At 49.8% G+C, this 21,471-nt stretch carries 13 protein-coding genes and 2 pseudogenes; 13 read left to right on the forward strand and 2 right to left on the reverse strand.

The features are described 5' to 3' along the window. From ACYVB1_RS07830 to ACYVB1_RS07875, 10 genes and pseudogenes are all read left to right on the forward strand, one after another. A pseudogene (locus ACYVB1_RS07830) lies at positions 1–145 on the forward strand (IS1 family transposase); the annotation flags it as partial. Positions 146–161: 16 nt separating this feature from the next. Then, entirely contained in the window at positions 162–968 is an 807-nt protein-coding gene (locus ACYVB1_RS07835) for an ABC transporter permease (RefSeq protein ID WP_460922746.1), read from the forward strand. Positions 969–1,272: 304 nt separating this feature from the next. Next, complete coding sequence (locus tag ACYVB1_RS07840; protein WP_460922429.1) at positions 1,273–2,145, forward strand: ABC transporter permease; 873 nt, start codon at positions 1,273–1,275, stop codon at positions 2,143–2,145. 67 nt (positions 2,146–2,212) lie between these two features. Then, positions 2,213–3,592 (forward strand): annotated as a pseudogene (locus tag ACYVB1_RS07845) (sigma-54-dependent transcriptional regulator). Continuing rightward, positions 3,576–4,064, forward strand: a complete 489-nt coding sequence (locus ACYVB1_RS07850; protein WP_460922431.1) for a PAS domain-containing protein — start codon at positions 3,576–3,578, stop codon at positions 4,062–4,064. Before ACYVB1_RS07845 ends, ACYVB1_RS07850 begins: the two are co-directional and overlap by 17 nt. A gap of 48 nt (positions 4,065–4,112) precedes the next feature. Then, positions 4,113–4,877 (forward strand): sensor histidine kinase, encoded by a 765-nt coding sequence (locus tag ACYVB1_RS07855; RefSeq protein WP_460922433.1) that lies wholly within the window; start codon positions 4,113–4,115, stop codon positions 4,875–4,877. Positions 4,878–5,166: 289 nt separating this feature from the next. Continuing rightward, the gene (locus ACYVB1_RS07860; RefSeq protein ID WP_460922435.1) at positions 5,167–5,397 is read left to right on the forward strand and encodes a hypothetical protein; all 231 of its coding nucleotides are present in this window, start codon (positions 5,167–5,169) and stop codon (positions 5,395–5,397) included. Positions 5,398–6,365: 968 nt separating this feature from the next. Continuing rightward, positions 6,366–12,212: an Ig-like domain-containing protein gene (locus ACYVB1_RS07865; protein WP_460922437.1), complete on the forward strand. Its 5,847-nt coding sequence runs from the start codon at positions 6,366–6,368 to the stop codon at positions 12,210–12,212. Positions 12,213–12,220: 8 nt separating this feature from the next. Next, entirely contained in the window at positions 12,221–13,246 is a 1,026-nt protein-coding gene (locus ACYVB1_RS07870) for a PorP/SprF family type IX secretion system membrane protein (RefSeq protein WP_460922439.1), read from the forward strand. Between the two features lie 177 nt (positions 13,247–13,423). Beyond that, positions 13,424–13,813 (forward strand): transmembrane 220 family protein, encoded by a 390-nt coding sequence (locus ACYVB1_RS07875; RefSeq protein ID WP_460922442.1) that lies wholly within the window; start codon positions 13,424–13,426, stop codon positions 13,811–13,813. Between the two features lie 55 nt (positions 13,814–13,868). On the opposite strand, the gene ACYVB1_RS07880 is transcribed toward ACYVB1_RS07875, so the two are convergent. Both ACYVB1_RS07880 and ACYVB1_RS07885 read right to left on the reverse strand, forming a co-directional pair. Beyond that, entirely contained in the window at positions 13,869–14,078 is a 210-nt protein-coding gene (locus ACYVB1_RS07880; protein ID WP_460922444.1) for a heavy-metal-associated domain-containing protein, read from the reverse strand. 31 nt (positions 14,079–14,109) lie between these two features. Next, complete coding sequence (locus tag ACYVB1_RS07885; RefSeq protein WP_460922446.1) at positions 14,110–16,344, reverse strand: heavy metal translocating P-type ATPase; 2,235 nt, start codon at positions 16,342–16,344, stop codon at positions 14,110–14,112. A 458-nt stretch (positions 16,345–16,802) separates the two neighbouring features. On the opposite strand from ACYVB1_RS07885, the gene ACYVB1_RS07890 reads away from it, so the two are divergent. From ACYVB1_RS07890 to ACYVB1_RS07900, 3 genes are all read left to right on the forward strand, one after another. Further along, the gene (locus ACYVB1_RS07890) at positions 16,803–20,144 is read left to right on the forward strand and encodes a PAS domain S-box protein (RefSeq protein ID WP_460922448.1); all 3,342 of its coding nucleotides are present in this window, start codon (positions 16,803–16,805) and stop codon (positions 20,142–20,144) included. Between the two features lie 10 nt (positions 20,145–20,154). Further along, positions 20,155–20,568 carry a response regulator gene (locus ACYVB1_RS07895; RefSeq protein ID WP_460922450.1) on the forward strand — a complete coding sequence of 138 codons (414 nt, stop codon included), beginning with the start codon at positions 20,155–20,157 and terminating at the stop codon, positions 20,566–20,568. A 512-nt stretch (positions 20,569–21,080) separates the two neighbouring features. Next, on the forward strand, positions 21,081–21,464 hold the full coding sequence (locus ACYVB1_RS07900; protein ID WP_460922452.1) for a hypothetical protein: 384 nt from the start codon (positions 21,081–21,083) through the stop codon (positions 21,462–21,464). The last annotated feature ends 7 nt before the right edge of the window (positions 21,465–21,471 follow it).

Here is a 21,471-nt window from a genome sequence, read left to right on the forward strand (position 1 = left end):
CAGGAACATTGAAGGGGTGAACCTGTGCCTGAGAACAAGAAACAGAAGATTGGTCAGAAAAACAGCCTGCTTCTCTAAAAAAGAGCAGAATCACTACAACGCCATAAAGCTAACATTCTATTACCGAAACCATCATACATTCTAGACCACAACCCAATTTCCTGGAGGGAAATGCATTTACCCAGCAGGATGTAAGAAGTGCAAACCGTGTGGCTGTGATAAATGAGAACACCAGAAATCAATACTTCGGGGCAGGTGAGGCCATCGGGCATTACATTGAGGTAGACCAGGTGCGGTATAAAGTAGTAGGCGTGGTGGAAGATGTGCCGGTGCTGCGCCTGCATTCTTACGCTGACGTGTGGGTGCCGATCACGCTAAAGAGCCAGGATTTCAACAAGCCACAGCTGCATGGCACTTACTTTGCCACCATCATGGCAAAGGAGTCGGCTGATATACCTAAAATAAAGGCAGAGTATGCAGCCATGATACAACAGGTGGAAAGCCAGCAGCCTACGAAGGGCACAAAGCTGTACTCCTTTCCTGATACCATCCTGGAGAGTTTTGCAAGAACCTTCTTAGGAAACGGACGGGAAGCAAGTGTTGGTATCCTGTATAGCATCCTGGCTGTTCTGGCTTTTTTGTTCATGCTGCTGCCTACTATCAACCTGGTCAACATTAACATCAGCCGCATCATGGAGCGCTCTTCTGAAATTGGCGCGCGTAATGCTTTTGGTGCCACCAGCGCTGCCATCATCTGGCAGTTCATCGTCGAAAATCTGTTCCTGACGCTGCTAGGAGGCCTGTTGGGTTTCCTGCTCTCTGCGGTAGTGCTGTGGCTCATCAACGACAGCGGCCTGATAGTATATGCAGACCTGGGGCTTAACCTGCGCGTTTTTGCTATTGGCCTGCTGTTCTGCCTGGTGTTTGGTTTGATTTCCGGAGTATATCCGGCTTATAGAATGTCATGATTACATGCCGTTGAGGCGCTGAAAGGAGGTTCAAAATGATACGCCATCTCTTTAAATTGATCTGGAACAGGAAGAAGAGTAACTTCCTGCTGATGACCGAAATCTTCTTTTGCTTTCTGGTACTGTTCGGAGTACTTAGCCTGGTGGTGTACAATGTGCGCAACTATACCAGGCCGCTGGGCTTTGAGCATGAGAACGTGTGGTTGCTGACCATGCGCCCTGGCAGCGATTCTTCTGCTCTTAACCACGAGAACCTGGAACAGGTACTGCAAGTACAAGCAATACCCCTTTTGCTTTCAGTCATATGTCGGATAACCTGTCGTATGGCAGCGTCAAAGATTTACAGACGAATGTGTATGAGGCAGAGGATGATTTTCTGGATGTTATGAAGCTGGAGGTAAGCCAGGGCCGCTGGTTCGGGCCGGCAGATAATGCCTCTCACCACGAGCCTATTGTCATCAACAAGGCACTGCAGGAGCAACTGTTCTTAGCTGAAAATCCGCTGGGCAAACTCATTCCCAGAAATGATTCGACTAACTATAAAGTAGTAGGGGTGCTGGATCATTACCGTGCTTCCAGTGAATATGCAGCTGAAGAACCAGCCATTTTCAGACGCATCAATCTTCAGAAAAACAAGGATTTTTTTTGGGGTGAACTCCTTATCAGGGTAAAACCCGGTACCGGTGTGCTTTTTGAAGAAAAAATGGTAAAAGAAATTTCCGGCATCAGCAAAGGCTGGACACTGGAAGTGGCTACACTGGAAAAAATGCGCCAGAGTAAAGCAAAGCTCACCCTGGTACCGATGATTGCGTTGGGCTTCATCTGTGCTTTCTTAATCTTTAACGTAGCGCTTGGCCTGTTCGGGGTGCTGTGGTACAACATCAACAGCCGCCACAGCGAGATTGGTCTGCGCCGGGCCTTAGGGGCTGACTCCTGGCAGATTTACATGCAGTTTATTGGAGAGGTGCTGGTTCTGGCAACATTCGGTTTGCTACTGGGTGTTGTATTTGCCGTACAAATCCCCCTCTTGCAGGTGTTCCAGGTGGAGTCTGTGGTTTATACGATTGCCATCGTAGGGGCCGTTGCCACCATTTACCTGATTACAATGCTCTGTGCCTTCTACCCCAGCAGGCAGGCGGCGGCCATTCACCCGGCCATTGCATTGCACGAAGAGTAAGCACTATATATACTAGAAATAAATTATCTTTATATCTCCCGATCACCAGCTTAAACAAGACCATCAGATGATTCTTATTGTAGATGATGATGTTGCCGTACGTGCCTCGCTGAGCCTGCTCCTGAAGCAGAACGGCTATAAAACGCAGCAGGCTGCCTCCCCTAAAGAGGCGCTCGAGCTCGAGCAGCAGTACAGGTTTAAGCTGGTGATCATGGACATGAACTTCTCCATCGAAACCACCGGCCATGATGGGCTACAACTCCTGCAACAGTTTAAAAGGCTGCTGCCAGAGGTGCCCGTCATCCTCATTACTGGCTGGGGTTCTATCAACCTGGCGGTGGAAGGGATGCGTGCCGGAGCCGCAGACTTCATAACCAAACCCTGGAGCAACGACTACCTGCTGCAATTGGTGCGCACAGCGCTCAGCCTGTCGGAGGGGGCAACTAATACAGGCGATGCCCTGACCCGCAAGAAACTGGACCAGCAGTATGACTTAGGCTTTATAGTGGGCCAGGACCAGGAACTACTGAAGATACTGAAGAAAATAGGCCAGATTGCGCCTACCGATGCTTCTGTGCTGATTGAAGGAGAAAGCGGCACCGGAAAAGAGCTGATTGCGGAGGCGGTGCACCGCAACAGTCTCCGCAAGAACCAGCCTTTTGTAAAAGTGAACCTGGGGGGCATCTCCTCCTCTCTTTTTGAAAGTGAGATGTTCGGACACAAACGCGGCGCTTTCACCGATGCCAAGGCCGACCGTGTGGGTCGTTTTGAAATGGCCAACAAAGGCACCATTTTCCTGGATGAGATTGGGGAACTGGATTTGAGCAGCCAGGTAAAGCTGCTGCGGGTGCTGCAGGACCGCACGTATGAGGTGCTGGGCGACAGCAAGTCCCGCAAACTCGACATCCGGGTAGTGTGCGCCACCAACAGCAACCTGGAGCAACTGGTGGAAGAAGGGAAGTTCCGTGAAGACCTGTTCTACCGCATCAACCTGATAAAAGTACGACTCCCCTCGCTGCGGGAGCGCTCCGATGACATCCCGCTGCTGGTGCAGTACTTTGTGAATAACCTGAAAAAGGTGTATCACCGGCCAGATCTGCAGGTGAGTTCACGTGCACTGCAGTGACTGAAAGAGCTGTCGCTGCCTGGTAATATCAGAGAGCTAAAGAACCTGGTGGAGCGCACGGTGCTGGTGGCTGAAAATGACATGCTGGAGGCAGAGGATTTCCAGGAGCAGGCGCAGCAGGGACCCTCCAAACCAAGCGATAGAATCCTGCCGGCTGTGGGCACTATGACGCTGGACCAGATGGAGGCATCCATGATAAAGAAGTCGATGGACTTTTACCACAACAACATCAGCAAAGTAGCCAGGGCATTGGGCTTGAGCCGTGCCGCTCTCTACCGCCGTCTCGACAAATTCAATATTCCGTATGACCCTGCGGACTAAATTTCTCCTGTTCGCTGCGTTTGTGCACACCCTGCTGGGGGTAATGGCCTGGTACCTGCTGCAGGAAAACAAGTTCCTCTTCCTGGGGATGGAGTTGGTGATTATAATCTTTGTGTTGATAACAGTGCAATTGTACCAGGCGTTCTTCAAGCCCCTCAAACTTATAAGGGCAGGAATAGAGTCTATCCGGGACAAAGATTTCTCCACCAAGTTTATGACGGTAGGCCAGCAGGACCTGGACGAGCTGGTGAACGTGTACAACCGCATGATAGACCAGCTGCGAAAGGAACGGGTAGGGCAGGCAGAAAAACACTTTCTCCTGGAAAAACTCATACAGGCCTCCCCTGCCGGTATCATCCTGCTGGGCTTCGACAACCAAGTAGAAAGCGTAAACCCGGCGGCGGAGCGATTTCTGCAGCACAAAGCTCCTGAATTACTAGGGAAACATGTAAGCCAGTTGCCGCAGGAGTGAGCAAAGGAGCTGGCGCCCCTTTCTTCCGGCCAGTCCACCACCTTCCGTTTGCATGGCACCTGGACCTACCGCTGCCATCGTGCCCATTTCCTGGACCGCGGTTTTCAGCATTACTTTATTCTGATTGAAGAGCTGACGGAGGCTATCCTACAGAACGAACGCCAGGCTTATGAAAAAGTCATCCGGGTGATGTCGCACGAGGTGAATAATACGACCGGGGCCATTAACTCCATACTAGGCTCCCTGCAGTACTATATGCCCCAGTTAGAGGAAGAGCACCAGCCTGATTTTGAGCATGTGCTGCAGGTAGCCATTGACCGGAATGCCAACCTGAACCGCTTTATGGCCAACTTTGCGGAAGTAGTGCGCCTGCCACAACCCAGAAAAGCCCCGAAGGATTTGCACGCCCTCCTGCAGGGGTTACAACGCCTGCTGCAGCCCCAACTGGAAAAGCGCCACATCAGCTGCACCTGGCAACTTGCGCCACAGCCCCTGGTCATCCCGATAGATGAGCAGCAAATGGAGCAGGTAATTCTCAACATTCTGAAGAATGCCATGGAGGCCATTGGCGAGGAAGGCGAAATCTGTATCCGGACGCAGCTCGACCCGCCGCAGCTGACCATCACCGACAATGGAGAAGGAATACCAAAGGAGGTGCAGGAACACCTTTTCACCCCTTTCTACACAACCAAGAACACGGGCCAGGGCATTGGCCTGACCATGGTGCGCGACATCCTGGTAAACCATGGCTTCACCTTCTCTTTAAGCTCTGATGCAGGATTGACCAGCTTCACCATCAGGCTGCAGCCGTAGCATGAAGCATGCTTTATATTGCAAAACCTGAATTATGACATATTTGTGAAAAAACATCTTTTTACAGCATTTTTCCTATCTCCACCAAACAAGCATTTAGTCAACAACTGAGGCATAATTTTACCATACCCTCTCAAACCATTAAACATGATTGATAAAAGTATAAATATTTAGCCCAATACATGAAAATTTGCAAGAATGTAACCTATTTGTAAATTTTTTCGTTGCGCGACCATACAACTTATGTTTTTATTCTCTACATTAGACCTATAGTTAGCACCTAAAGGTCATGGAATATAACATCATTATCGCCCCGACATTAGAATTATTAGCAACAGAAGTAGCAGGTTTTATCCCGCAAGGCTGGAAATTAAAAGGAGCTATTCTGGAGCACATGAACGGATATGCGCAACAAATTGTGCGTCACCCAAAAGACAGTATCCGCTTAATACACCAAAAGCAGCAGCAACAGATGCAGCTAGCTTCTGCAAAACAGCGGCGCACCCGATGGATAGAATAATCACCCTATAAATACTTTTTAGCCAAAGTATGTACACCTCCCACGCCAGCTTTAGAAGAAGCAGGTGTTGGAGGTGTTTTTTTTGCCCAGACGGATTTGCTATTGCAGCTGCTAAGCTTCCTGCAGCACCTGCTCCCACGTCATCAGAAACGAAAGGCAAACGTGCCTCCATAGCATAAGAGGGGCGGTAAAAAACATAGAAGAGCTATTAGCCAGAACTGACCTTTATAAGCAGCCTTTCGGGCTATACTGTCCTTTCTGTTAGAAAAGGCAGCCAGAATAATGAGGGCTAGCTGAAAAGAGAGCTAACTTCTTTGTCAGGCAGTTTTAGTCTGCACAGGCTTAAACATAGATCATCCACAAGCATTCACCACCCATCAACAAACTGCCTTGGTTTATTAAAAGCTTGTGTATTTCACCTCTCTATATAAGAGGCATTTAATTATAAATTATTTAACACACAAAAATCATTGAACAATCCAATTAAATATTCATAGTACAATTTCAAACCATTACAAATATATAGTTTTTATTATATTAAAGATTTTTACATCAGAAGCCAAAATAACTATCAGCACCTTATATACAAGCTAATGTTAAGCAAAAGCACTTTAACTTGTTAAAAAAAATTATACTTTCACCTTTTGCAGACATCAATTTTATTCACTTATCTTTAGAAAACTTTTTTTTGAGAACCTCAAAAAGAAGCAATTACAATACTAAATTTTATCAGGTAAGAATTTGCACATTTTAAATTTATACACCAAACAATGGTTTTCAATCTTGTAAAGGGTACAGCTGAAACACAAACACAGAAAGGAGCGACAATGAAGAAACAGCTTACAGCAGATCTTACTAATTCAGAGGTTTCATGATTGCATGTCCTTCAGTTTTGAAAACACCTCCACATTACGCCAGCAATACAACTCAAAGTAATTAACTATTAAGAACATCTACAGCTAAAATAAATGCAGACGATTCTCAAGGGTTTTCTGCTCATTCTGTTTTTTGGAATGGGTGGAACGTTCCCGGGTACCCTCTATGCTCAGGACTGCACCCCTACTATTACCAGTTCCGGTAACCTTTGCCAGAACGGGCAGGTTGTACTCACAGCAAGCGAAGCAGCAAGTTACCTGTGGTCTACAGGAGCTACCACAAAATCTATTACCGTTGCAGAAAACGGGGTTTATTGGGTAAAAACAGTGCAGGCTGATGGCTGCGAGGCCACATCTGCCTCCAGGCACATAGCTGGCACACCTGATGCACGCATAGAAGATCCGATTAACTTCTTTACTTCCTGCAGCTCTACCGGCGGCAGTGCCAGCTTTAACCTGACCATTGAGAACACCTCCACTACAAAAGAGTCTAACAAAACCTACAAGATAAAATGGGGCGACGGAGCTGCCATAACATTGGGTAAAGACTTTGAGACAGCCAGCCACACTTACACAGCGACGGGCTTCTTTCAGTTAGAGGTAGAGGTTACAGGTGAAAGTGGCTGTACCAGCACGACAACTGAGCGGGTTTTCATTGGTAGTAACCCGAGCCTGGGACTGGCAAGCCGCGGCAACACCAACGACTGCCTTCCTGCCACTTACACTTTTGATATCCTTAATACCGATGGTAACTCGCCGCTCACCGTCTACACAGTTGATTTTGGGGATGGAACCCCGGTTCTGAACTTCACGCACGCTAACCTGCCAAAAGCTGTGACACACACTTATGAGGTATCCTCTAAAGATGCACCCAATAATGCATTTACGGTAACAGCAACAGCTACAAACCCTTGCGGTTATACACCTGCCACAGTGGGCGGTATCAAGATTTCGAAGGGACCTGAGGCTGCATTTGGTGTGAGCCAAGCAATAGGCTGCGTAAATGTGCCGATACAGCTGACAGACATGACTATTGTGGGCTTCAACGCGAACACCGTGAACCCGAGTGCGGGCGCAGCCTATACTGTGGAGTGGGAAATAACACCGGCTACAGGCTGGGAGTATCGGTATGGCAATGCTACAACCAAGAACCCTTCCATGGTGTTTACAAAGGCAGGAGAATACTCCATTAAGATGACATCTATTCCTGCAAGTGCAGGCTCAAAATGCTCAAGCAGCACAATAGAAAAGGTTTATAGGGTAATAGAACCAGCTACTGCTGATTTCGAACTGAACGGAAACAGCACCTGTGCGCCTGCACTTTTTTCCGTACAAAACAAATCTACCGGTGCCGATCTGCAGTATGTGTGGCAGGTTAGCCCTGCAGAAGGCTGGGCATTTGCAGGTGGAACAACGGAAACTTCCAAAAACCCCTCTTTTAACTTCACTGGATCCGGCACTTACACTATCTCCCTTACTACCAGCAACGGCTGTGCCAGTGAGGTGAAAGAGAGAACAGTTGTAATTCAGGATAAGCCTGTGGCACTGTTACCGGGTCCGCAGCTATATTGTGGCCCGCAAACTATCTCTTTCTCCGGCGAGAATGCTAATCATACGCCGCAGTTCGACGCCCGGTCAGGCAACATCACAGGCTACAACTGGTCGGTAACAGGTCCTGCCGCAACTGCCTTTGCCGATGGCACTGACTCCAACTCCGCCAGTCCGACTATCAGGTTTACAGAAGCGGGCAAATACACCGTGCGCGTGGTGGCCACAAACGAGTGCGGCACGTCGGAGGCAGCCACACAGGAAATCACCATTGGCAGCATTCCTGAATTGGTTACGTCTTCGCCCAATGCCACTATCTGTGAGGGGGCAAGTACTACTATCCGCGTTACAGGCGCCGACAGCTATACCTGGGAGCCAACTGAGGGCCTAAGTGCCACGACGGGCAGCGTTGTAACGGCCAACCCTGCTGTTACCACCACCTACACCATCACCGGCACCAACAGCGAAACCGGCTGTACCAGCACCACCACCTTTACAATAAGGGTGAACTCTTTGCCGGATGTTTCAGCCACATCAGACGTAGCGGCGATCTGCTACACACAGGGTGCTGCCACTTTAACAGCATCAGGTGCTGACAGCTATACCTGGTTTCCGGCTACCGGTTTGAGTGCCACCACCGGCACTTCGGTTGTAGCCAGGCCTCTTCGCACCACTACCTACACCGTTATCGGCATGAATGCGGCTATAGGCTGCACGAATTCTGCCACCATAACAGTTACTGTTAATCCGCTGCCTGAAGTTAGCGCAGGCCCCGACATAACAGTCTGCAATGCTCCTGTACCTACGCAACTGCAGGGTAGCCCCTCGGGCGGCACCTGGAGTGGGCCAGGCGTTTCCCCTGACGGAGCCTTTACGCCTACTGCAGCCTTAGGAAAGCTGGAGCTAACCTATACCTACACAGACCCTTCAGGCTGTACAGCCTCCGATAAAATGGTGGTCACTGTGAAGGAGGTTCCTGTAGCAGATGCCGGTGAAGACAAGGTAGTCTGCCTGAACAGTGGCTCATTCCAGCTAACCGGCTTGCCTGCAGGTGGCTCCTGGTCCGGGTCTGTTCACGTAACCGCAGAGGGCACCTTCACACCGGACGCTGTCGGCACCTTCCTGCTTACGTATACCCAGGGCACCGGCAGTTGCGAAACCACAGACCAACTGCAGGTAACGGTAAATCCGCTGCCTGCGGCCCCTACTGCTACCGGCACGCTTTTATGCCCCGGCTTTGGCACCCTGCTTTCAGTAGACAACCCCACGGGGAACATCGCCTGGTACGATGCCCCGACAGGCGGCAATTTACTCAGCCAGGAGGCAACTTTCTCTACCCCTGTTCTGGAACAGACAACTACTTATTATGTACAGACAACAATTGAAGGCGGCTGTACCAGCGTCAGAACACCTGTAACGGTAAGGGTTCGCCCGGCTACGCCTGCCCCGGTTGTAGCACCGGTGGCACTTTGCGGCCCGGGTAACAAGGCTGTACTGATAGCAGAAGGCAACGCAACGGTATACGAGTGGTTTGAAGCAGCCACAGGCGGCACTCCTATTGCAACGGGCAGAACGTTTGAGACAGAAGTGCTTGATGCCAGCAAAACTTACTATGTGCAGGCAAGCATCGAAGGCTGCTTAAGCCCACGTACAGAAGTGCAGGTAACAGTATATCCGGTGCTGAGAAACAACGCTGTAACAGGCGTGCCTACTATTTGTGCCGGGCAAACGCCTGCCGAGTTGTATGGCTCAACACCTGAAGGCGGAGATGGTCACTACAAGTACCAGTGGGAAAGCAGCATCACAGGGCAGGAGACTGGCTTCTCCCAGATTGTGGGTGCCACAGGCATGCATTATCAGCCACAAGCCTTAAGCCGCCCTACCTGGTTCCGGCGTGTGATTGTTTCTTCTGCCTGCACAGATGTGTCGGCGGCTGTGGAGGTTGTGGTAACACCCGCTATCAGCAACAACATCATCAGAAGCGCGCAAACTATCTGTGAAGGCGATACCCCTCTTCCCTTTGAAGGAGAACCGCTTTCGGGGGGCAACGGCACCTACACTTATTTGTGGCAAAGCAGCACAGACGGCACAACCTTCACCGCTGCCGCAGGAAACAATAGACAGGAAACATACACTGCCCCGGCTCCGCTGGCAGAAAGTACCTGGTACCGCCGCATCGTAAACTCCGGCACTTGTAACAGCGACATCAGCGCTGCTGTGCTAGTAACAGTGCAACCTGCCATCCGCAACAACAAGCTTACAGCCACCTCCATCACGCTGTGTTACGGTGAAACCCCGGCAACCCTTACGGCAGCCGGCAACCTGACTGGTGGCAACGGCAACTATACCTATCTGTGGGAAATGAGTACGGACGGCATGATTTTTACCGATGCCCCCGGCACCCGCACCAACGGCAGCTACAATGCACCTGCCCTTACAGAAGCTACTTGGTTCCGCCGCAAGGTTACATCAGGGCAGTGCCACAGCTATTCAGATATACTGCACATTAACATAGCCGCGCCCATCAACAACAACCAGATCAGCGAAAGCCAGACTATCTGCGAAGGCAGCGCGCCTGCAACTATCATAGGCTCCGAACCAGGCGGCGGATTTGTGCCTCAAGCAGCTTCTGCTTCATACACCTTTACCTGGGAGTTCTCTACTACCGGTGAAAACGGAACATACAGGCCCGTTGCCCAGAACGGTCAGGGACGTAACCTGGCAACGGGTGCTCTGACCACAACCACCTGGTTCCGGCGCGTGGTCCACACTGCCGCCTGTTCCAGTATATCTAATACGGTAGAGGTAAAGGTGAACCCGCAAATTGCGAACAACACCGTTATGGCGCCGCAGCTTGTTTACGCAGGCCAGGTGCCGGCCCCACTGGTTGGCTCCACCCCTACGGGTGGCGATGAACGCTATGTATATGTTTGGGAGTACAGCGAGGACGGTGTAAACTTTTCACCGGCTCCTCTGCCAAACTCAGGCAAAAACTACTCCCCAAAGGCGTTGACGCAGGATACCTGGTTTAGAAGGAGCGTACTCTCTGGCGGATGTGAGGCAGTGTCTAATATCATCAAGATTACTATTACGCCTGCCATTGGCAACAACAACATTCAGGCAGACCAGGTTATCTGCTTCGGCAACGTGCCTGCCACTTTAACCGGCTCCGAGCCCGTTGGTGGCAAGGGTGGCTTCAGCTATCTGTGGCAGCAAAGCACCACCGGCCCCGTAACGGGCTGGCGTACGGCAGCGGCATCAGGTAACACGCAGCACTATGCCCCACCGGCACTGACGCAGGACACCTGGTTCAGGAGGATTGTTATCTCTGACATCAATACCGACACAAGTGCAGCGGTCATGGTTTCAGTGAAGCCAGCCATGAGCAACAACAAAATCAGCACAAACCAAACCATCTGCTTCGGCACCGCCCCCTCTACCCTGGCGGGTACTCTGCCAAATGGGGGCAGCGGAAAGTACACCTACCATTGGGAAATGAGCACAACCGGCCCAGGCACCGGCTTCACATCAGCCCCTGGCGGCAACAACAGGCAGGACTACAGCCCCGGACCGCTGACAAAAAAGACGTGGTTCAGACGGGTAGTGAACTCCGAATCCTGTGAGGCACTGGTTAGCGCCGCCGTACAGGTGAGCATTACACCTCTGCCACTGCCGCCTGCTGCGGAGGGCACCAGCATCTGTGCAGGCCAGAACGCGATACTCACGGCCAAAGGAAGTGGCGGCCGCCTGGAATGGTATGCCAGTGCATCTGGCGGGAACCTGCTCGCCGTGGGCAACACCCTGCAGACGCCTCGCCTGGACTACACTACCACCTTCTATGTACAGGAAGTATCGCAGTCGTGTGCGAGCGTGCGCAAACCGGTAGTGGTGCAGGTGGCAGAGAGCAAGGTGTATGCAGGCGAAGATGTGACCGTGGTGAAAGGCCGCGGCACACAGCTCCAGGCCAGTGGCGGTATTAGCTACTCCTGGTCTCCGGCCACCGGCATGGACAACCCCCACATCGCCAACCCGCAACTGACTCCTGAGGAAACGACGGTGTACACGGTAACTGCCACCACGGCAGAGGGCTGCACTTTCAGCGACCAGGTGGTGGTGACTGTGCTTCCGTTTGTCTCTATCCCCAACACCTTCACCCCTAACCGTGACGGGTTTAACGACACCTGGGAGATTGAGAACATTACCAAGTACCAGAACTGCAGGGTGAAAGTGTTCAACCAGTGGGGTACAGAGGTGTTTAGCTCAGAAGGTTACAAAGAGCCGTGGGACGGCCGCTACAACGGCAAAGAGTTACCTATTGCCACCTATTACTATATCATAGAACTGGGCCAGCACGAGAAACTTCTTTCTGGCAGCGTGACCATTGTTAAATAATTCGCTATATGAACAGACTTTTATCTATCGGTTTGATTTTGATGCTGGCAGTGGGCACAGCACTGGCACAACAGAAGCCGCAGTACACCCAGTATACGCTCAATAATTACCTTCTCAACCCGGCCATCACCGGCATCGAGGACTATGCGGATCTTAAAATGGGCACGAGGTATCAGTGGTCTGGCCTGGAAGGGGCACCGGAATCCCACTATGTAACAGTACACATGCCGGTAAACAAAGACATGACTGCTTCTTACCGTGGGGCCGGCAGATCCCGGGAGGTACCCAAAGAAGCTACCTCTAAAAAGACGAACATGTACCGCCGCGTGCGGGCGCACCATGGTTTAGGAGGTACCGCCATGGCTACCAGAACTGGCCCGCTGAAGCGTGGCAGCTTTTCGCTGAGCTATGCCTATCATCAGCCCATTACCCGCAACCTGCGGGTGGCAGGAGGTGTGGCACCGGGCCTTATCCAGTATAGCCTGGATCCTGCTTATGTTACTACAGCCAGGAAAAATGACCCTGCTATTATGGACGGCCGCCTGAATGAGGTAAAATTCGATATGAACCTTGGCCTCTGGCTATACTCCCAGAACTTTTACGTGGGTATGTCCGGGGCACAGCTTGTGCCAAGCAAGCGCCAGTTGATTTCTACAGGTGGCTCAGCGGAAGATAATAAGGGAGAGCTACAGAAGCACTACTTCGTAACCGGCGGCTACCGCATTGACCTGGCACCGACTTTCGTGCTCATCCCGTCCGTAATGGTGAAGATGGCGCAGCCCAGCCCTGCATCTGTAGATGCCACGGTTAAAGCCATGTACAGCGACAGGCTGTGGGTGGCAGCAGCTTACCGCCACAACGAATCAGTTGCGGCCATGGCAGGCCTGAACATCAGCCACCTGTTTGACCTCGCCTACTCTTACGATGCCGGCACCTCCCCCCTTGGCCGGGTGAATGCGGGGAGCCATGAAGTAGTGTTAGGCTTCAAGATTCGTAACACAAAGAAAGTTATATGCCCGGAATGGGCCTGGTAAATAAGAATCAAGTTTAGTTTTGTAATATGAAAAGGGCAGCTATATTAGCTGCCTCTTTTGTTGGTACTTATCTATAATCTTCCCAACTTGATAACAAGATGGGCTGCTGCACCTCCTGCTACCTGCAGCAACATTAAATAACCGCAGCTACAGCATAATCAAAGAATCAGAATTACTATGCTACTAAAGAAAACCTTAGGCATCTTTTTCGGATTAGTTTTCATTTCATTTGCAGCAGTGCAGTATAACGATCCGGATCCTGCTGTATGGATGACCATCTATGCCATCGCGGCTGCGCTTAGCGTGGCCGCTGGATTTGGCAAGGTAAGTACCACCACACTGGCCATTGCATGCATCGCATATGCTGTTGGTGTGATTTACTGGTGGCCGGAGCAGTTTGAGGGAGTGGGTGACAGCATGCGGGATGCCAATACAGGTGCTCTTTTGAGGAACGTGGAAGAGGGACGCGAAGCCCTGGGACTGGCCATCTGCAGCATCGCCCTGCTGAACTTCATCCTGTTATCAAAGTTCGGTAGCCGCCGCCACACAGCAGGCAGAACTCTGTAAAGCAAGAGGGGCTGGCTAATGAAAGCCAGCCCCTCTTGTACACACTAGGCTTTTCCTAGATTTGTTCGGCTTTAAAGCCTGCTTTTTCTACAGTGCTTTTAATCTGATTGGCATCTAAGGAATCAGTTTTCACCTCCAGCACTTTGTCTGGATTATCAGTATCCACCTTCCACTCCTCTACTCCTTTTAGTTTATTCAGATGCGGTGTTACGGCTTTCACGCAGCCGCCACAGTTTATGGTTGTTTTAAATTTATAAGTTTCCATATTTAACATAATTTATCAACTAAACATTTATTTATAATTTCTTACCTCTTAAACGAAGACTGTTGCCTACCACCGAAACAGAGCTTAGGGCCATGGCAGCACCTGCCACCATCGGGCTCAGCAAAAAGCCGGTGAAAGGAAACAACAAACCTGCTGCCACCGGTATACAGATTACGTTGTAGAAGAAAGCCCAGAACAGGTTCTGGTGAATCGTCTGCACCGTGGCTCTCGATAATTTAACGGCACCGGCTACCTGCATCAGGTCAGAACGCATTAGCGTGATATTGGCCACATCCATGGCAATATCTGTGCCCTGCCCCATCGCAATGCTCACATCAGCGGTGGCAAGGGCCTGTGCATCGTTTATACCGTCTCCCACCATGGCTACTACCTTGCCTTCCGCCTGCAGCTTCTTCACAAAGGATGCCTTGTCGTTTGGCAACAACTCCGCCTCGTAATGCGCCACGCCCACCTGCCGAGCCACAGCCGCTGCTGTCTGCTGGTTGTCGCCTGTCAGCATGTATACGTCCAGGCCTGCCTCCTGCATGGCTTTTATACCCGCTGCCGAAGCTGGTTTTATGGGGTCGCTGACGGCAAAGACAGCCAAAGCCTGGCGAGCATCCGCAAAGAATATAACGGTCTTGGCATCTTCCTGCAGTTGCCTTGCAGCCTGCAGCAAGTGCTCCGGCGTCTGAATTTGCTGTTGTTTCAGGAGCTTCTCGTTTCCGGAGAAATAGCGCGTGCCGTCAAAATCAGCCTCTACCCCCAGTCCTGTCAGGCTGTTAAAATAGGCTGGCTGCACTGCCTGCAGTCCCCGCTCTTTATAAAACCCATAGATAGCCTGCGCAATGGGGTGCTCAGACTGCGCCTCCATGGAAAAGAACAGTTGCTCAAGCTGTGCCTGTGCTCCTGTTTCACCCGCCCATACTACGTCGGTTACGGAAGGCCTGCCCAGGGTAATGGTTCCGGTTTTATCCAGGATAACAGCATCTACTTTATGGGCCCGCTCCAGGCTCACGGCATCTTTGATCAGGATGCCGCTCTCAGCCCCTCGCCCCACACCCACCATAATGGCGGTCGGGGTGGCCAGGCCCAGGGCACAGGGGCAGGCAATTACCAGCACTGAGATAGTGGAGAGCAGCGCCTCCGTCAGGTATGCCTCCCCTCCGAAAACCATCCAGGCCGCAAATGTCAGCACTGCAACGCCCAGTACAATCGGCACAAAGATGCCCGCAATTTTATCTACCAGCTTTTGAACCGGTGCTTTGCTGCCCTGCGCCTCCTGCACAAGCTTGATGATGTGCGCCAGCATGGTTTCGCCACTAGTTTTACGGGCTACCAGCTGCAGGCTTCCTTTCTGGTTGATGGTTCCGGCATACAGCATATCGCCAGGTTGCTTCTGCACAGGCAGTGGTTCCCCGCTCAGCATGCTTTCGTCCACATAAGAGGTACCTGCTACCACTTCGCCATCCACGGGTAAGCGCTCTCCGGGCAGCAAGAGCACCCTGTCGCCTACCTGCACCTCTTCTATCTTTATCTCCAGCTCGCTTTCGTTTCGTATTACCCGCACCGTCTTCGGTTGCAGCCCCATCAGCTTTTTGATGGCGGAAGAGCTTCGGTCCTTAGCATTTTCCTCGAGGTATTTTCCTAAGAGAATGAAGGCGATGATTACTGCCACCGCCTCATAATACACGTGCGGCACCAGGCCACGGCTCAGGAAGTACTCGGGGTACACCGTATTAAAAAAACTGAAGACAAAAGCGATACCAGTGCTGAGGGCTACCAGTGTGTCCATGTTTGCCCGGAAGTGCTTTGCCTGCGCCCAGGCACCCACAAAAAAGCGCTGCCCAGCCCACAGCAGGATGGGTGCGGTGAGGAGCAGCATCGCCCAGTTGCCCCAGGCAAAAGTATCGTGGAAGAACATGCCCAGCACAAAAACCGGAAAGGCCAGCACGCCTGCCACTATGGTTTTGCGCTTAAGCCTGGCAAGGACAGCCGCCTGCCGCTCCTCCAACTCCTCCTGTGTTTTCTGCTCCACCAGTATGTCGAAGCCAATTTCCTGCACCGTTTCACGCAGTTGTACCGGGCTAACGGTCTCCGGCTCATAAGACACCTGCAGGGTTTTACCGGCAAAATTCACGTTAGCCTCCTGTACCCCCTCCTTTGCCCGCAGCATACTCTCGATGCTACTGGCACAGGAGGCACAACTCATTCCCTCCACCGGGAATGTGCTTTTGGTTAGCTTGTTTTTAGTTATAGTTGCCATTTCTTTATCTACTTAATTCCTGTTACAAAGGTACAACACAGCCCTGCCCCTGCTGTTACACAATTCTGCCTTCGTGTTACAGATTTTTATACTGTGGCTGCACTCAAAAAGCTACTCCACCGGCACTTCAGTTCGTGTGTGCCGTGTTTCTTAAACTTTTGCAGGGTTCAGTTTCAGACTGATATGCTCTTTTCCACTACTACTCACAGATAGTCTGAAGGCTTTCGTACTGAAATAAGTGGCAGTTGGTGTTTTCTGCACACCCGCTCACATAAGCAGGTGCTTTCACTATCTAAAAAAACACTTAATATTACTTAAGTACAAAACCACTGTTTGTAAAATCTTTATTTCCAAAACACAGAGCCTCCTTTTTGCCATTCTCATTCCTAAAGAGTACTTTTCTCTTTCTAAAGCTGTACCATCGGAGTCTTGGCTTTATTTTCAGTCTAATATTCTTTATGCACCCCAAAGAGTTTAACCACAATAACAACAGTACATATGAGCGTATAATCCGTTTTATAGGGTTTGCTTTTGCCGGCTTGGCATTTGTGCTTGTTGCGGTTTGTACTATTTCATTCATTACAGCCAGGCAGGTAAAACAAAATTATAGCATCGTGGTACTGAATGCTTTAAGCAAACTGGAACTGGTTAATGAACTGCATCACAACGAAAACGAAGTTCAGAACCTGCTCATCACTTACATTGGCTCGGAAGATGAACACCTGAAGAACAAAATCAGAGGGAAGATACAACGGGCACATGACGATAACGCCGCTGCGATTCTCCAACTTGACAAACTGATTAAGAACCAGGATAGAAAAGAGCTGCTTCAGAATATTCTTAAAGAGCGTGAAACCTACTACATTGTATCTGACAGCCTGCTCAGCCTGAGCGACGAAAGCCCTGAGAAGGCAAGAGCTTATGCACAGGCCTATTTGCGGCCTGCTCACCAGCGCCATCAGCAGTACCTGCAAAGCCTGACCCGGGAGGTTCAGGGAACCGTTGACACAAGAGCCAATGAAGCGGCTTCTTATATCGACTCCACTGTTGACAAGCACACCCTGCTCTTACTTTTAGCCTTGGCCTCCGCTGCCGGTGCTGCCTATATTATCAGCCTTGTTTTCAGAAAGCTAAAACAGGAAAACCTTTACCTGAATGCAGAAATTCAGGAGCGGAAAAAGCTTGAACAGGAACTTTGTGAGCAGAAGCGGGAGTATAAAATACTGTTCAACCGCAATCCGGTGCCAATGTGGATTTATGACCAGGCAACCTACAGAATTCTGGAAGTAAACAAGGCAGCTGAACAGGAATACGGTTACTCGGAAGCAGAATTCCTTCAGATGACCATATTGGACCTGCGCCCTGAGGAGGAAACGGAGGCATTCTTAACCAACTTTAAAAACGCTGTCAAAAAGACTGAAACCGCCTTTACCAGTTCAGTACATAAACGCAAAGACAACGCTGTTTTTCGAGCCGATGTCAGATGCCACTCCCTGCCTTCTAAAGCAGGTATCAGCCCAAGATTAGTTGTGGCGGTAAACGTGCAGGAGCGGGAGCAGGCACTGGAGCAATTAAGGCGGAGCGAGGAGCAGCTACGTGAAGTCAGTTCAAGTGTACCGGGTGCGGTATTCCAGTATCAGATGGAGCAGGATGGCAGCTTCTGCTTTCCTTATATAAGCGAAGGTGTAGTAAGGCTGTGCGGGGTTACTCCTGAAGAAGTGTACCAAAACCCGCTGCTCCTTTACAGGAACCTGCACCCCGATGACCTTGCCGGTGTACAGCACACAACCAAAGTATCTTATAATAACCTGACACCCTGGGAGTATGAACTAAGGGTGTGGCAGCCTGAAATTAAAAAATATATGTGGGTTCGCGGTCACAGCCTGCCTTCCCACAGGGGGAAAGGTACTGTCGTCTGGAATGGCACCTTTATTGACATCACCAACCAAAAAGAGGCACAGGAACAGTTAAAGCGTAAGGAAGCCAACCTGCGGGCCCTCATCGACAGTTCCTCGCAGGCTGTTTACCTGCTGGATGAAGAACTGAAAGTAGTTTCTTTTAACAGGGAAGCAGCTGCTGATGTATGGAAGTACCTGTTAAAAAAACTGGAGCCGGGGCAAAGTATGCTGGAGTATATCTCCAGCACAAAGATTAGCAGCACGATAGCCTATCATACCCGCGCCATGCAGGGTGAGACAGTATCTTTTACTGCCGGCCATGGTGAGTTCTGGCATGAGATAACATACAAGCCTGTTACAAGCGAGGAAAATCAAATACTGGCGGTAGCCCTTACCATCCGGAACATCTCGGAGCATAAGAAATCCATAGAAACGATTAAAAGAAACGAGCTACAGCTAGCCAGGGCACAACAGCTGGCTAAACTCGGCAGCTGGGAATTCCATGTAAAGCAGGGCTTGCTGACATGGTCTGACGGGACTTTTGCAGTATACAGAAAAGATAAAGAAAGCTTTGCCCCGTCTCTTCATAACATGCTGGCCCTCATCCACCCGGATGACAGGGAAATGGTGAAGACAAAATACCAGCAGGCTGTTGCAACGAAAAGCACCCTGCGCTTCGAGCATCGTATTATCCTGCCAGGCGACAAAGTGGCAAACGTGATGGAGGTAGCAGAAGTAACCTGCGACGAGAGCGGAGACGTTATCAAGTTGTCTGGTACGGTACAGGACATCACCGAACGCAAAATGGCAGAACAGGAGGTTACTGAAGCCAAGAACCTGCTGCAAACCACCATTGAGCACATACCCGAAATTATATTCACTGTAGACCCGGACCTGAGCATTCTTTACATAAGCCCGCAGTGCAAGCAGATTACAGGCTACTCTGAAGAGGCTTTCTTAGGCAAGCCAGAAACATGGCTCAAAGTGATTCACCCTGAAGACAGGGAGCAGTTAATGCAGGAGGTGTTCCCTAAGACGTTATCAGGAGAGTCGCAGGAGCATGAAATACGCATCATAGATAGTTCAGGAAAACTGCGCTGGCTTTTAGTCCGTGTGTCGCCAGGCTTTGACCTTGCCGGTAAGATGCGGATGTATGGTTCTGCCTCTGACATGACGGCCTACAAAGAAGCGGAGGCAAAGCAGCAGGAGCTCTCTGAGCAGCTGATACAGCAAAACCAGAACCTGCAGCAGTTTGCCTACATAGTGTCCCACAACCTGCGGGCCCCCATCGCTAATATGCTGGGCCTCACCTCTATCTACGACAGGAACAAGTTTGACTCTCCTGTTAACCAGAAGGTTATAGATAACCTGGTGAAGTCTGCACAGCTTTTGGATACCACCATCCGGGATTTGAACGACATCCTGACAATTCGCAGCCAAATCAGCAGCGTAAAAGAGACTGTGGCTTTCGACTGCCTGCTTCAAAATGTGCTGGAGATACTGGATACCGAAATAACTGCTTCCGGAGCGAGTATAAGCGCCGACTTCAGGGAGGCTCCCCAGGTCAGCAGTATCAGAAGCTATGCACAAAGCATTCTGCTTAACCTCATTTCAAATGCCATCAAATATCGTTCTCCGGGCAGAAAACTTATGATTAGCATTAACACATTCCGGCTAAACAACTATATTTGCCTCCGTGTGCAGGACAATGGCTCAGGTATAGACCTGGAAAGGCAGCAGGATAAAATATTCGGGCTGTACAAACGCTTCCACCAAGGTATTGAGGGTAAGGGGCTTGGGCTTCATTTGGTGAAGACACAGGTAGAGTTGCTTGGAGGCAGAGTGGAGGTGCAGAGCAAGTTGCAGGAGGGTTCCACCTTTGATGTCTACTTCAAAAGTTAGATTTTTTACAATGAGTACTTTAAAGAAGGTAGTATTAGTAGATGATGACCAGGTAAACAACTTCGTTTGCGAAAGTATAATCCGCAACGAGAAATTCGCTGATGAAATCATCAGCTTCGACTGGGCCGAAGACGCTTTAGACTACCTGAGGGAGGAATCTGATAAAGGAGTGGCCAGTTTCCCTGAACTTATTTTCCTGGATATCAATATGCCCGGCATGGACGGCTGGACGTTTATAAACGAGTACAGAAAACTTCCTGAAGAGGCTACAGCAAATTGCTCTCTGTTTATGCTTTCCTCTGCAGTAGACAGAAAGGATATCCTGACAGCAAAGAGCAACGATGAGGTGAAGGAATTCTTCTCTAAACCGCTTTCACCTGAAATACTAAACATTATCCGGGAAGACTATATTTTCAAACGCTAGCACCCTGCCTGTCCTGCAGCTTGTGCATAAAGCGCTTTTCTTTTTCCTCCTCTCCCTCTTTCAGTTTGCAGATGCCATGATCCTGCTAGCATTTGCAGGTTATCCTGCATGCACTGCCTCAGTACCTTTTCGTGATAAAAATACTTTTAACTTTTTTGATAAACTATTTATTCATGAAAAGTAAATAGTTTATTCAATTCCTGCCGGGTAAATATATATACCACCCATCATCATTTAGAACAGCTATTCTTAAACCAAACAGTCATTTTGGTATCCTTAAATGTGCCACTGTGTGTGTTGGCAAGGGGGCTTCAAAAAATAATAGAGAAATTTATATATCGTATATTGCATTTTGAATAAAAAATTAACTTTCTTTGCATATCGTAAATATAAATTTATAGCTATATACAACTATATGTGTAAAACATCGTATTTCGGGGGAACTACAATATTGCAATACACATATAAACTATTATCAAACCAATAATACTAACCAAAACCATTACAAGCCCATGAAAAAAATTCTACTTCCTATTCTATCTGCTTTACTTTTAACTGCTCCTGCCTTTGCGCAATCTTATACCGGTGGCACCACTCCGGAAACAGAGAAGAAGTGCACTGCTTTAACGCAAAAAATGGCGCAGGAGCTCCGCCTCACAGAATTTGACTACATAAAGTTAAAGTCGTTAAACTGTGAATTTATAGTAAAAACAGAAGCAGTTCTGGCAAGCTATGGAAACAACGAGGGTTTGGTGCGTGAGAAAATGCAGGAAATTGAGCTTGCATATGAGAAGGGTATTGCTGCTTTTCTGACTCCGAAGCAAATGGAGGCGTATGCTAACTTCAGAAAGGAGTCTTCTGAAACAGTGTTTGTAGCATCTACAGGTAAAAAATAGTAGCTCA

This window comes from Pontibacter brevis (assembly GCF_054779655.1).

Bases quoted from the DNA above. Each gene is read 5' to 3' on its own strand.
- ACYVB1_RS07840 (WP_460922429.1), top strand. From the start codon at position 1,273: ATGTCGGATAACCTGTCGTATGGCAGCGTCAAAGATTTACAGACGAAT.
- ACYVB1_RS07880 (WP_460922444.1), bottom strand. From the start codon at position 14,078: ATGGAAACTTATAAATTTAAAACAACCATAAACTGTGGCGGCTGCGTG.
- ACYVB1_RS07890 (WP_460922448.1), top strand. From the start codon at position 16,803: ATGCACCCCAAAGAGTTTAACCACAATAACAACAGTACATATGAGCGT.
- ACYVB1_RS07860 (WP_460922435.1), top strand. From the start codon at position 5,167: ATGGAATATAACATCATTATCGCCCCGACATTAGAATTATTAGCAACA.
- ACYVB1_RS07885 (WP_460922446.1), bottom strand. From the start codon at position 16,344: ATGGCAACTATAACTAAAAACAAGCTAACCAAAAGCACATTCCCGGTG.
- ACYVB1_RS07900 (WP_460922452.1), top strand. From the start codon at position 21,081: ATGAAAAAAATTCTACTTCCTATTCTATCTGCTTTACTTTTAACTGCT.
- ACYVB1_RS07870 (WP_460922439.1), top strand. From the start codon at position 12,221: ATGAACAGACTTTTATCTATCGGTTTGATTTTGATGCTGGCAGTGGGC.
- ACYVB1_RS07865 (WP_460922437.1), top strand. From the start codon at position 6,366: ATGCAGACGATTCTCAAGGGTTTTCTGCTCATTCTGTTTTTTGGAATG.
- ACYVB1_RS07850 (WP_460922431.1), top strand. From the start codon at position 3,576: ATGACCCTGCGGACTAAATTTCTCCTGTTCGCTGCGTTTGTGCACACC.
- ACYVB1_RS07895 (WP_460922450.1), top strand. From the start codon at position 20,155: ATGAGTACTTTAAAGAAGGTAGTATTAGTAGATGATGACCAGGTAAAC.
- ACYVB1_RS07875 (WP_460922442.1), top strand. From the start codon at position 13,424: ATGCTACTAAAGAAAACCTTAGGCATCTTTTTCGGATTAGTTTTCATT.